We start from the raw sequence: 11541 nt of genomic DNA on the forward strand, positions 1-11541 counted from the left end.
CCATGACCGACATCACCGACGTGTTCGCCGCCGACGCGCGCGACGCCCGCCCGCTGCACATCGTCTCGCGCAACGACTACGCCGCTTGGCGCGAAAACCAGCCGGCCCCCATCGGCCACTGGCTCGACGCCCAGGCCTTCGACGGCGCGCCCGGCGCGCTGAGCCTGCTGCCTGGCGACGCCGGCCTGGCCGGCGCGGTGATCGGCATCGGCGATGCGCACGATCCCGACAGTTATGCGCATGCCGTCTACGGCCTGCCCGAGGGCTGCTGGCGACCGGTTGGCCACGACGCGGCCGAGGCGCTGCAGTTGGGCTGGGGCCTGGGCGCGTATCGCTTCACCCGCTACAAGGCCACCGCCCGCAAGCCGGCGCGGCTGGCCGTCGAGCCGGACCCGGCGATCGTCGACCTGATCGCCGCAACCGCGCGCGTGCGCGACCTGGTCAACACCCCGACCGAAGACATGGGACCCGAACAGATGGAGGCGGTGGTCGGCGACATCGCCGCCGCGCATGGCGCCACATTCGAAAGCATCGTCGGCGACGCATTGCTGGCGCGGAATTTCCCCGCCATCCATGCCGTGGGCCGCGCCTCGCACCGCGCGCCGCGCCTGCTGCACCTGCAATGGGGCGACGCCTCGCACCCGCATGTGGCCATCGTCGGCAAGGGCGTGTGTTTCGACACCGGCGGCCTGGACATCAAGCCGGCCGACGGCATGCGCAACATGAAGAAGGACATGGGCGGCGCGGCGCACGCGATCGCGCTGGCCGAACTGATCATGGCGCGCCGGCTGCCACTGCGGATCACGCTGCTGGTGCCGGCGGTCGAGAACGCGATCGGCCCCGACGCGCTGCGACCGGGCGAGGTCATCGCCACGCGCAAGGGCATCAGTGTGGAGATCGACAACACCGATGCCGAGGGTCGTCTGGTGCTGTGCGACGCGCTCGCCTACGCCGCCGAGCAGTCGCCCGGCACGCTGCTCGATTTCGCCACGCTGACCGGTGCGGCGCGTATCGCGCTGGGGCCCGACCTGCCTGCGCTGTTCGCCAACGACGATGCCCTGGCCGCCACCTGGATCGCCGGCGGCGAGGCCACCCGCGACCCGGTCTGGCGCATGCCGCTGTGGCGGCCGTACCTGCGCTATCTGACCAGCGGCATCGCCGACATCGCCAATGCCGGCTCGCGCATGGCCGGCAGCGTTACCGCGGCGCTGTACCTGGAGCGCTTCGTGCCTGGCGACCTGCCCTGGGCGCACCTGGACACCTACGCCTGGAACGACAGCAGCCGTCCGGGCCATCCGCAGGGCGGCGAGGCGCTGGGCCTGCGCGCGGCCTGGGCGATGCTGCAGGCGCGCTGCGGCTGACCGACCGCAGGCCGACGGCGTGGCGGCAACCCCGCGTCGTCAGCGCAGCCAGCCGCGCCGTGCGGCCGCGCGCGCGAACAGCCAGATCGAGCCGATCACCAGCACCAGCAGCAGCGGCATTCCAGGGCCGGTCGGAAACAGCGCGGGCTGCAGCGCCAGGCCGGCCCCGACCAACGCCGCGACCGCGACGAAGGCCGCAAGCAGCATCGGCACCGCCCAGCGGCGGGCCAGCAGCAGCGCGACCGAACCGGACGTGCCGGCGACCACGGCCAGGCCGGAGACGAGATCGAACCAAAACGGGATCGCGGTCGCGGCGGTCTCAGCCTGCGCCGGCAGCGTGGCCAGCCGCAGCATCAGCAGCAACAGGCCGAACAGGTACCACAGCAATGCGATGAGGGCGACGACACGGCCGCCCAGCGGCATCGAGGATGGGATCACGGGGCCTTCCGGCAGACGTGCACAGGTGAGCACGGGCCATCGAGGCTAGCAGCCCGCCGTCGTCGCGCACACCCTGTCGCCGTTGCCTGACCGCATGCGGCCGTCGCTACAGCCAGCCTTTCTGGCGCGCGAGCCGATAGGCCTCGATGCGGTTGCCGGCGCCCAGCTTGCCGATGGCCTCCGACAGATAGTTGCGTACGGTGCCATGGGAGAGCTGCAGCCGCGCCGCGATCTGGGTCGCATCCAGGCCCTCGCCGGCAAGCCGCAGGGCCTGCCGTTCGCGCTCGCTCAGCGGATCGGGCTCGCTCCAGGCCTCGAGCGCGAGTTGCGGGTCGATCGCCCGCCCGCCGTCGTGGACCCGGCGCAGGGCCTGGGCGAGTTGCTCGGCCGGCGCATCCTTGAGCAGATAGCCGCCGACGCCGGCATCGAGCGCACGGCGCAGGTAGCCGGACCGCGCGAACGTGGTGACGATGACCACGCGCACCGGCAGCCCATGGCGCTGGATGCGCTGCGCAAGCTCCAGTCCCGTGAGACCGGGCATCTCGATGTCGGCGACCAGCACGTCCGGTGCCAGCCGCTGCAGTGCGCGCCAGGCCGATTCGCCGTCGCCGACGCTGCCGACCACGGTCAGGTCGTCTTCCAGATTCAGCAGTGCGGCCAGCGCGCCGCGCAGCATCGCCTGGTCCTCCGCAATGAGGATGCGCAAAGGTGCGTCGGCGGTGGGCATGCGCGGCATGGCGCGACGTTAGCAGGCGCCGGCGCGCAGGCGCGCCCCGGGCGCGGGCTGCAACGGAATGCGCGCATCGACGCAGGTGCCACCGGCGCCGCCCTCCACGTGCAGGCGACCGCCCAGTGCCTCGATGCGTTCGCGCATGCCCGACAGGCCATTGCCCGGCACGATCGCACCGCCGCGGCCGTCGTCGACCACCTGCAAGCGGATCGCATCGCCCTCGCGCGAGAACGTCGCCTGTGCGCCGTGCGCACCCGCGTGGCGCTGCAGGTTGGTGACCGCCTCGCGCAGCGTCATCGCCAAGGCCGTCTCCACCTCGGGCGGCAGGCCTGCATCGGCGACGTTGGCATGGAGCACGTAGTCGAACGCGATCCCGTCGGTCTCGAGCAGCAAGCGCGACGACGCGAGTTCGGCGGCGAGCCCGGCCGCGCGGATGCCGCTGACCGCCTGGCGCACCTGCGCAAGCGCATCGCGCGCGATGCCGCCGACCTCGCCGATCTCGCGGCGGGCGCCGTCTGGATCGCGCTCCACAAGCCGCGACGCAAGATCGGCCTTCAGCGCGACCATCGACAGCGTGTGCCCGAGCAGGTCGTGCAGATCGCGCCCGATGCGCTCGCGCTCGGCGACCGCGGCCAGGCGCCGGACCTCGTCGTGCGACAGCCGCAGTGCCGCATCCTGTGCGTGCCGCAGACGGTCGACGTGCACCAACATGCCGATCACCCCGGTGGTGAGCGGCATCCAGGCCAGCGCCGTCCACGGATAGCCGAGCCAGCGCGCCCAGATCAGCAACCCCGCATTGAGCGCCGCCAGCGTCAGCGCATAGCGCCACACCGACCCGCGCGACAGCGTGCCGAGGAAGACGCAGCCGAACACGAAATAGCTCAACCCCGACACGTACCAGGGCAGCATCGCCAGACACATCGCGATCATCGCCGCCGCGCACCAGGGCGCGCGGCGCGGCGGCAGGACCAGGGCGCCGACGAACAGCGCCAGGAAAGCCGGATACGACAGCAGCGTCAGCATCAGCCAGCGCAGGTCGTAGCCGCGCGGTGAGAACATCGGCACCACGAACACCCAGATCGACCACAGCGCGTGGATGCCCTCGCTCCACGCTGGCCGGCCCTGGCGCAAGGCCAGCCCGAGTACCGAATCGGGCGCCGGGCGCAACCCTGCGATGGGCCGGAGGCATGCGTTGTCGGTTATCTGGGCGCTCACGGCCGCCAGCGTAACCGGCCCGGCGGGCGGCAGGCGATCTGCGTCCACGCCGTCAGCCCACCCGCGCCAGCCGACGCAGCGCGAGCCCTGCGCACACCAGCGTCGTCGCCGTCAGCACCGCGATGTGGCCGCCGACGCCGCGCCCGGCATCGGCCCCCAGCACTGCGAGCGCGAGCTGGCTGTGGTGGTAGGCGGGCCACAGCGGCGCCAACTGCGCCAGCGCATCGGGCAGCATCGACAGCGGCAGCCACAGCCCCGACAGAAAGGCCATCGGCAGGAACAGCAGGTTCGCCCAGGCCGGCGCGGCGTTGGCGCTGGCGACGCTGCCCAGCAGCAGGCCGATCGCGCAGAACGGCAACGCGCCAAGCACGGTGACCGCCCACAGCTGCGCCCATTGCGCGGGCGCCAGCGACACACCGCCGAACGTCGTGGCCAGCGCCGCCAACTCCAGCACGATCACCAGCGAGAACAGCAGCGCGATCGCGGCTCGCGCCACCAGCCAGGCGCCCCCCGGGGCTGGCAGCGCGCGTTGCAATGCAAAGAACCCGCGCTCGCGGTCGATCGCCAGCGTCACCGAGCACCCGAACAGGCCCGCGCCCATCGCACCGAACACGCCATACGTCGCCAGCAGATAGCGGGCGACCTCGGCACTGCCCCGGTTGCCGCCGAGCACGAGCCCGAACATCGCGTAGAACAGCGCGGGAAACAACAGCGTGGGCAGCACGTACATCGGTTCGCGCAGCAGCCGCAGCAGTTCGCAGTGCACCGTCTGCGCCACCGCGCGCACCATCGGGGCCCGCCTGACCGACGCATCGCGCCGTGCCTGCGCGCTCATGCGCCTGCTCCCGCCTGCGCCTGCCCAGGCAGGGCCGTCAGCGCCTCGGCCAGGTCCGCGCTGCGCACCTCGAGCCCACTGACCTGCGGATCGGCCTGCAGCAGCCTGCGCACCATTGTGTCCGCGTCGTCGGCCATGATCGTCAGGCGGCTCCCCGTCCGACTCACCGACGCGACCCCCGGCCAGGTCACGATGGCGCTTTCCGGCAGCGCGCTGTCGCAGGCGACGCGCCGCTGCGCGACCCGCGCCCGGACCGCATCGACACTGCCGGCAACGCAGACGCGGCCTGCAGCCAGCACCACGACACGATCCGCCAGCGCTTGCGCTTCGGCCATGTCGTGCGTGGTCAGCAACACGCCCACCCCATTGGCCACTAGAGCGCGGACCGCCTGCCAGACCTGCTGCCGGGCATCGTGGTCCAGGCCGGTCGTGGGTTCGTCGAGGAACAGCAATTGCGGATGCCCGCACAACGCCAACGCGAACTGCACGCGCCGTTGCTGCCCGCCCGAGAGCCGGCCATAGCGGCGCGCCAGCAGCCCCTCGAGTCCGGCCAGGGCGACGCAGTCCGCCAGGCTGCGCGGCGCTGGATACCAACTGCGCACCAGCGCCAGCAATTCGCCGACCCGCAGCCGCTCGGGCAACTGCGCCTGCTGCAGCATCACGCCGATCTGCCGTCGTGCGACCGGGTCGGCAGGCGGGCGGCCGAACAGCCGGGCCTCGCCCCGGTCGGCGGGTTGCAACCCGAGCAGAACGTCGATGGTCGTGGACTTGCCCGCCCCATTGACGCCGAGCAGCGCGGTGACCTGGCCGGGCGGCACCGCCAGGTCGACGCCGTCGAGCGCGCGAACGCGCCCGCGGTCACGCGTGACACCGCGCAGACACGCGAGCGGATCAACGACGGCAGGTGCAGATGCGTTGGCGATCGCGGACATGGACATCGTCGTGTCTCCTTCTGACGGGCGCCCAGTCTCGGCGTCGGGCTGGCGCGGCATCAGGCGCAAACGTCAGCACGATCGTCTGACAGCTGTCACGTGCCGCCGGCGCCTGCGGGGCGGCAGACTGTGCCGATGCGGCCCCCTCGGCCGGCCATGGCCGCCGGCAGATTGGAAACCGTCGTCCCCCGCGGTCACACTGGCCGCGGTTCTCCCGTCCAGGCTCCGATGAACACGAACGCAGACCTGCTCAAGGAACTCCGCATCGACCGCAGCGCCCCGCCGCCGTCGCGTCGCCGCCTGTGGATCGGGATGGGCGTCGCGGCCGTGGTCGCGCTCGTCCTGCTGCTCGCGGCCTGGCTGCTGGCGCCGCGCGCGATCGAGGTCGAGACCACGGGGGTGGCCGCGGCCAGTGCACCGGGCAGCGCTGGCGGCTCGGTCCTCGACGCCAGCGGCTACGTCGTCGCCCGCCGCATGGCGACCGTGTCGGCCAAGATCACCGGCCGCGTGCGCGAGGTACGGATCGAGGAAGGCCAGCACGTGCAGGCCGACGAGATTCTCGCCACCCTCGACCCGATCGACGCCGATGCCCGGCGCGATCTGTCCGCCGCCCAGCTCGAGGCCGCGCGCAGCCAGGTCGCCGGCGTGCAGGCGCAGTTGACCGAGGCCGCCGCCAACGCCGAGCGCCTGCAGGCCCTGGTCGGCCAGCAACTGGTGTCCAAAGCGCAGTACGAGCAGGCCGTCGCCCAGCGCGACGCCCTGCGTGCGCAGCTGGCCACCGCCCGCCGCAACGCCAGCGTCGCCGACGAGCAATTGCGGATCTCCACGATCGGCGTCGACGACACCCTGGTGCGCGCGCCGTTCTCCGGCGTGGTCATCGCCAAGGCCGCGCAGCCGGGGGAGATCGTGTCGCCGCTGTCGGCCGGCGGCGGCTTCACCCGCACCGGCATCGGCACCATCGTCGACATGGATTCGCTCGAGGTCGAAGTCGATGTCGGCGAGTCGTACATCGGCCGGGTGTCGCCGGGCATGCCGGTCGAGACCACGCTCAACGCCTATCCCGACGGGAAGATTCCCGGCAGCGTGATCGCGATCGTGCCGACCGCCGACCGCGGCAAGGCAACGGTGAAGGTGCGCATCGCGCTCGACGCCAAGGACGCGCGCATCGTGCCGGACATGGGGGCGACGGTGAGCTTCCTTGAGCAGGCGCGCCCGGCCCAGGACGCCGATGCGCCGCGGTTGTCGCGTGTGCCGGCGACCGTGCTGGCCGAGCGCGATGGCGCTCAGGTGGTGTTCGTCATCGACGGCGACGTCGTGCGCCAGCGCACCGTCGAACTGGGCCAGCGCATCGGTGGCAATGTCGAGATCGCATCCGGGGTGGCGCCCGGCGATGTGCTGGTGGTCGATGCGCCCGATGCACTCGCCGACGGCAGCCGCGTCCGGGTCAAGGACTGACCCACTGCAAGGCGCATTCGCGCAGATGGTGCGACCGACGACAACACGCTGCGCGCCTTGAGCAGCACCGCAATTTCCAGATCACGAAAGGGGGAATGACGATGGCACTGGTGTCGATCCGCAACCTCACCAAGTCCTACCAGCGCGGTCCCGAGCGGGTCGAGGTCCTGCACGGCGTCGATCTCGATATCGCCGAAGGCGATTTCATCGCGCTGATGGGCCCCTCGGGTTCGGGCAAGACCACGCTGCTGAATCTGATCGGCGGGCTCGACACGCCCACCGGCGGCGAGATCTCGGTCAACGGCGAGCGCATCGATCGGATGGGCGGCGGGCAACTGTCGAGCTGGCGCAGCCGCAACGTCGGCTACGTGTTCCAGTTCTACAACCTGATGCCGGCGCTGACCGCGCAGAAGAACGTCGAGCTGCCGCTGTTGCTGACCAAGCTTTCGGGCGCGCAGCGCAAGCGCAACGCGCAGATCGCGTTGACCCTGGTCGGGCTGTCGGACCGCACCTCGCACAAGCCCAACGAACTGTCGGGTGGCCAGCAGCAGCGCGTGGCGATCGCACGCGCGATCGTCTCCGACCCGACGCTGCTGATCTGCGACGAGCCGACCGGCGATCTCGACCGGCAATCGGCGCAGGACATCCTGGGCCTGCTGCAGACGCTCAACCGCGAACACGGCAAGACCATCGTCATGGTGACCCACGACCCGAAGGCCGCCGAGTACGCCAGCCACACGTTGCATCTGGACAAGGGCACGCTGGTCAGCGAGCACGCAGCGGCGGCTTGATCTGAAGCCCTTCCCGCACGCGGGGGAGGGTTGGGTGGGGGCAAACGATCAGTTCGATGAAGAACACCCGCACGCATTGTGCGGGCCGCACTTCTCCGCGATCCGATCCCTCACCCCCATCCCGGCCTTCCCCCGCTAGCGGGGGAAGGTGCGAAGCCATCACCGAATTCCTGAACTACACCGGCAGGACATCCCATGAAATACCTGCATCTGGTCTGGGCCGCGCTGATGCGCCGCAAGACCCGCACCGCGCTCACCGTGGCGTCGATCGTCGCCGCCTTCCTGCTGTTCGGTCTGCTCGATGGCATCCGGGTGGCGTTCGAGCAGCTCGGAAAGAATGCCGATGGCGCGCAACGCCTGCAGACCTCGTCGCGGCTGTCGTTCATCGAGACACTGCCGCAGGCGCTGGGCAAGCGCATCGAGCTGGTCGACAACATCGAGGCGGTGACCTACGCCAGCTGGTTCGGCGGCACCTACCAGGGGCCGCGCAACCAGATCTTCAGCTTCGCGGTCGCGCCCAACTATCTCGACCTGTATCCGGAGATCGACGTCGCGCAGGCCGAGCGCGACGCGTTCGCGAACACGCGTACCGGCGTGTTGGTCGGCGAGAAGCTGATGCAGCGCTTCGACTGGAAGCTCGGCGACCGCATCCCGCTGCAGTCGTCGATCTTCCCCAACAGCGACGGCTCGATGAACTGGTCGTTCGACATCGTCGGCGTGCTGCGCAACCGCGGCGGCAAGCAGGGCGGTTTCAACGACCAGATGCTGCTGATGCACTATGACTACTACGCCCAGTCCACGCCGTACGTGGACAACGAGGTGGGCTGGTACGTCAGCCGGGTGTCGGACGTGCGCCGCGCCGATCGCGCCGCCAAGGCGATCGACGCGTTGTCGGCCAACTCGCCCAACGAGACGCGCACGATGACCGAAGGCGCGGCGATCGCCTCCCAGCTCAAGCAGATGGCCGACATCGGCATGATCGTCAGCGCGATCATGGGCGCGGTGTTCTTCACCCTGTTGCTGCTGACCGGCAACACGATGGCGCAGGCGGTGCGCGAGCGCACCTCGGAACTGGCTGTGCTCAAGACGATCGGCTTTTCCAGCACCAGCGTGTTGATGCTGGTGCTGGCCGAATCGATGGTACTGGTGGTCTTCGGCGGCGTGCTCGGCCTGGGCCTGGCGGCCGCGGCCAGTGCGGTGCTCAACCTCGTGGCCGGGGACATGATCCGCCTGCCAGGGATCGAGTGGCGCAGCTGGCTGTTGGGGCTGGGCCTGATGGGCGCGATCGGCCTGGTCGTCGGCGCACTGCCGGCGCTGCGCGCGATGCGCCTGAACATCGTCGATGCCCTCGCGGGCCGCTGAGGAGACCGCCATGCATCCGTTGCTCAAATCCCTGCTGCAGAACGCCGCCCTGGGCGCGGCCCTGCTCGTCGCGCTCGTCGTCTGGATCCTGGCGCCGTGGTACGTGCTGCTCGCGGCCGCGCTCGCGGTCGCGCTGTGGATGAGCCTCAGCCGCGGTGGGCGCCAGGCGGCGTCGGTCAGCCACGTCGGCATCAGCACGCTCGGCCAGCGGCTGGGCGCCTCGTCGGTGGTGGTGATCGGAATCGCCGGCGTGGTCGCGGTGCTGGTCGCACTGCTGTCGATGGCGGAAGGTTACCGACAGACCGTCGGCAGCACGGGCGATGCCACCAATGCGATCGTGCTGCGCGGCGGCTCGATCGCCGAGGTGATGTCCACGCTCGACCGCGCGACGATCAACACGGTCATGCAGGCACCGCAGATCGCCCGCAGCGCCGACGGCCGGCCGCTGGCCTCGCCCGAGCTCGTCGTCGCCGCGACGCTGCCGCTGCGCGGCGGCGCGCCCGACGAAGACGGCAGCGTGCAGTTCCGCGGCGTCGGCGACATGGCCTTCCAGGTGCGGCCGAAGCTGCGGATCGTCGACGGGCGGATGTTCGAGACCGGCAAACGCGAACTGGTGGTCGGCAAGGGCGCACGCAAGCAGTTCGCCGGACTCGACCCGGGCCAGTCGATCCGGCTGGGCAGCGACACCTGGCAGGTGGTCGGGACGTTCGAGGCGGGCGATGCGACCGACTCGGAGATCTGGGCCGATGCCGAGGTCGTCGCGACCACCTACCGCCGCGGTTCGACGCGTGCGTCGATCACCGCGCGGTTGACCGATCCTGCTGCCTTCAACGCCTTCAAGGCCGGCCTCGATGCCGATCCGCGCACCCAGGTCGAGGTCAGCACCACGCTGGACTACTTCGCCAAGCAGTCGGAGGGCATGTCCAAGGTGCTGCGCGTCATCGGCATCGTCGTGGGCTCGATCATGGCGGTCGGCGCGGTGTTCGGCGCGCTCAATACGATGTTCGCGACGGTCGCGGCGCGGGCGCGCGAGATCGCGACCCTGCGCGCGATCGGCTTCCGCGGCTTGCCGGTCGTGGTCGCGGTCATGCTCGAGACGATGCTGCTGGCGCTGCTGGGTGGCCTGCTCGGCGGCGCGATCGCCTGGCTGCTGTTCGACGGCTACGGCGCCTCGACGCTCGCCGGCGGCGTCGGCCAGATGACGTTCGAGTTCCGGGTCACGCCCGCGCTGTTGTGGGGCGGGCTGAAATGGGCACTGGCGATCGGCTTCGTCGGCGGGCTGTTCCCGGCGGTCCGTGCGGCGCAGCTGCCGGTGACCACCGCGCTGCGTGCCGGATGAGCGGCGGCGATCCGGCCACGCTGTCGAACACGGACCTGCAGCGCGAGATCCAGGCGCTGCAGGCCCGCGCGTTCGAGCGCTACGAGGACGCAGCGCTGCAGGCCGAGGCGGCGCCCGACCGCGCCGAGGCCATCTACGCCCGCGCCGAGCGCGAGACCGCGCCGTTGATTGCGCGCGCCAACGCGCTCAACGCCGAACGCGTCGCGCGCTATCGCCGACGCGCGGCGCGCTGGCGTCAGGCCGCAATCGCCGTGGCGGTCGTCGGCAGCGCCGTCGTCGTCTGGCTGCTTGCGACGCGCTAGCACGGCACCGCGCGACCGGGCGCACTCAGTCGTCGCGATCCAGCAGGCCGTCGGCCTGCGCCTGCCGGACATCCTCGGGCGTGTCGAGATCGCGCTGCAGCGCCGGCGCCTCCAGGCGGAACAGCCCGCCTTGCGGCAGCGCCGCGAGCAGCGCACCGAAGCCCCGATCGCCGTGCAACGCCTCGACCTGCGCGAACAGTGCCGACGACAGCACGGCCGGAATGCCCGGGCGATCGCCATGCAGCGTCGCCGCGCAGCCGAACGCCGCTTTCGCCCCGCCGACGAGCAACGCGCGCAGATGCGTCGCTTCGAGCGCAGGCTGGTCGACCCCGACCACCAGCACCGGTCCGGTATGTCCCTGCAGCGCGCGCGCCGCGGCGGCGAGACTCCCGGCAAGCCCCGCGCGCCATTCGGGCACGTCGCAGCGCTCGCCGGGTGCGGACGCCAGGGCGGCGGCGACCGCATCGCGATGGCCGCCCAGAATCACCACCAGCCGGTCGGGCGCGGTCTCCGCCGCGAGCCGCACCGCACGGACGACCAGCGGTTCGCCCGCACGACGCAACAGTTGCTTGGGCCGGCCCAGGCGCGTGCTGCCGCCGGCAGCGAGCACGACGGCGGCATGGCCGGCCGCGTTGCGCGGAGCGGCAGCAGGGCCCGCGGCTGCATTCGCATCGGAACTGGACATCGCGTCACTGTGCCAGAGCTTGCGCCCTGGGACGCCCGGATCGATGCGCTGAACGCGCACCGTCTGTCATGCCGTTGTCATCGGAGTGCGATAGCA

Annotated in this window: 12 protein-coding genes; 6 read left to right on the forward strand and 6 right to left on the reverse strand. The window is 71.2% G+C overall.

Annotation, left to right across the window (positions count from 1 at the left end; translation table 11 throughout):
- Positions 1–2 precede the first annotated feature (2 nt).
- Positions 3–1361: a leucyl aminopeptidase family protein gene (locus ABE488_RS02545; protein ID WP_346447008.1), complete on the forward strand. Its 1359-nt coding sequence runs from the start codon at positions 3–5 to the stop codon at positions 1359–1361.
- A 39-nt stretch (positions 1362–1400) separates the two neighbouring features.
- Here ABE488_RS02545 and ABE488_RS02550 read toward each other — a convergent pair whose 3' ends face one another.
- The 5 genes from ABE488_RS02550 to ABE488_RS02570 all read right to left on the reverse strand — a co-directional run bounded on the left by ABE488_RS02550 (position 1401) and on the right by ABE488_RS02570 (position 5517).
- Positions 1401–1799, reverse strand: coding sequence for a hypothetical protein (locus ABE488_RS02550; RefSeq protein WP_346447010.1), 399 nt, complete (start codon positions 1797–1799; stop codon positions 1401–1403).
- Positions 1800–1905: 106 nt separating this feature from the next.
- Positions 1906–2526, reverse strand: coding sequence for a response regulator transcription factor (locus ABE488_RS02555; protein WP_346442877.1), 621 nt, complete (start codon positions 2524–2526; stop codon positions 1906–1908).
- 18 nt (positions 2527–2544) lie between these two features.
- Entirely contained in the window at positions 2545–3744 is a 1200-nt protein-coding gene (locus ABE488_RS02560; protein WP_346442828.1) for a sensor histidine kinase, read from the reverse strand.
- Positions 3745–3796: 52 nt separating this feature from the next.
- On the reverse strand, positions 3797–4579 hold the full coding sequence (locus tag ABE488_RS02565; RefSeq protein ID WP_346442826.1) for an ABC transporter permease: 783 nt from the start codon (positions 4577–4579) through the stop codon (positions 3797–3799).
- On the reverse strand, positions 4576–5517 hold the full coding sequence (locus ABE488_RS02570; protein WP_346442824.1) for an ABC transporter ATP-binding protein: 942 nt from the start codon (positions 5515–5517) through the stop codon (positions 4576–4578). Before ABE488_RS02570 ends, ABE488_RS02565 begins: the two co-directional genes overlap by 4 nt.
- A gap of 222 nt (positions 5518–5739) precedes the next feature.
- Here ABE488_RS02570 and ABE488_RS02575 point away from each other — a divergent pair, with 222 nt between their 5' ends.
- The 5 genes from ABE488_RS02575 (at position 5740) to ABE488_RS02595 (ending at position 10760) form a co-directional block, all read left to right on the forward strand.
- On the forward strand, positions 5740–6966 hold the full coding sequence (locus ABE488_RS02575; RefSeq protein ID WP_346447012.1) for an efflux RND transporter periplasmic adaptor subunit: 1227 nt from the start codon (positions 5740–5742) through the stop codon (positions 6964–6966).
- Between the two features lie 95 nt (positions 6967–7061).
- Positions 7062–7757, forward strand: a complete 696-nt coding sequence (locus ABE488_RS02580) for an ABC transporter ATP-binding protein (protein ID WP_346442821.1) — start codon at positions 7062–7064, stop codon at positions 7755–7757.
- 195 nt (positions 7758–7952) lie between these two features.
- Positions 7953–9119 (forward strand): ABC transporter permease, encoded by a 1167-nt coding sequence (locus tag ABE488_RS02585; protein ID WP_346447014.1) that lies wholly within the window; start codon positions 7953–7955, stop codon positions 9117–9119.
- A 10-nt stretch (positions 9120–9129) separates the two neighbouring features.
- Positions 9130–10458, forward strand: a complete 1329-nt coding sequence (locus ABE488_RS02590; RefSeq protein ID WP_346447016.1) for an ABC transporter permease — start codon at positions 9130–9132, stop codon at positions 10456–10458.
- Positions 10455–10760, forward strand: a complete 306-nt coding sequence (locus tag ABE488_RS02595; RefSeq protein ID WP_346447018.1) for a hypothetical protein — start codon at positions 10455–10457, stop codon at positions 10758–10760. Before ABE488_RS02590 ends, ABE488_RS02595 begins: the two co-directional genes overlap by 4 nt.
- Before the next feature lie 25 nt (positions 10761–10785).
- On the opposite strand, the gene ABE488_RS02600 is transcribed toward ABE488_RS02595, so the two are convergent.
- Entirely contained in the window at positions 10786–11445 is a 660-nt protein-coding gene (locus ABE488_RS02600) for an NTP transferase domain-containing protein (protein WP_346447020.1), read from the reverse strand.
- Positions 11446–11541: the final 96 nt, after the last annotated feature.

The sequence above is a fragment of the Luteimonas sp. TWI662 genome (assembly GCF_039673825.1).
GTDB lineage: Bacteria > Pseudomonadota > Gammaproteobacteria > Xanthomonadales > Xanthomonadaceae > Luteimonas.

Coding starts and splice junctions, on each gene's coding strand:
- ABE488_RS02545 (WP_346447008.1), top strand. CDS start 3: ATGACCGACATCACCGACGTGTTCGCCGCCGACGCGCGCGACGCCCGC.
- ABE488_RS02555 (WP_346442877.1), bottom strand. CDS start 2,526: ATGCCCACCGCCGACGCACCTTTGCGCATCCTCATTGCGGAGGACCAG.
- ABE488_RS02565 (WP_346442826.1), bottom strand. CDS start 4,579: ATGAGCGCGCAGGCACGGCGCGATGCGTCGGTCAGGCGGGCCCCGATG.
- ABE488_RS02570 (WP_346442824.1), bottom strand. CDS start 5,517: ATGTCCATGTCCGCGATCGCCAACGCATCTGCACCTGCCGTCGTTGAT.
- ABE488_RS02575 (WP_346447012.1), top strand. CDS start 5,740: ATGAACACGAACGCAGACCTGCTCAAGGAACTCCGCATCGACCGCAGC.
- ABE488_RS02580 (WP_346442821.1), top strand. CDS start 7,062: ATGACGATGGCACTGGTGTCGATCCGCAACCTCACCAAGTCCTACCAG.
- ABE488_RS02585 (WP_346447014.1), top strand. CDS start 7,953: ATGAAATACCTGCATCTGGTCTGGGCCGCGCTGATGCGCCGCAAGACC.
- ABE488_RS02590 (WP_346447016.1), top strand. CDS start 9,130: ATGCATCCGTTGCTCAAATCCCTGCTGCAGAACGCCGCCCTGGGCGCG.
- ABE488_RS02595 (WP_346447018.1), top strand. CDS start 10,455: ATGAGCGGCGGCGATCCGGCCACGCTGTCGAACACGGACCTGCAGCGC.
- ABE488_RS02600 (WP_346447020.1), bottom strand. CDS start 11,445: ATGTCCAGTTCCGATGCGAATGCAGCCGCGGGCCCTGCTGCCGCTCCG.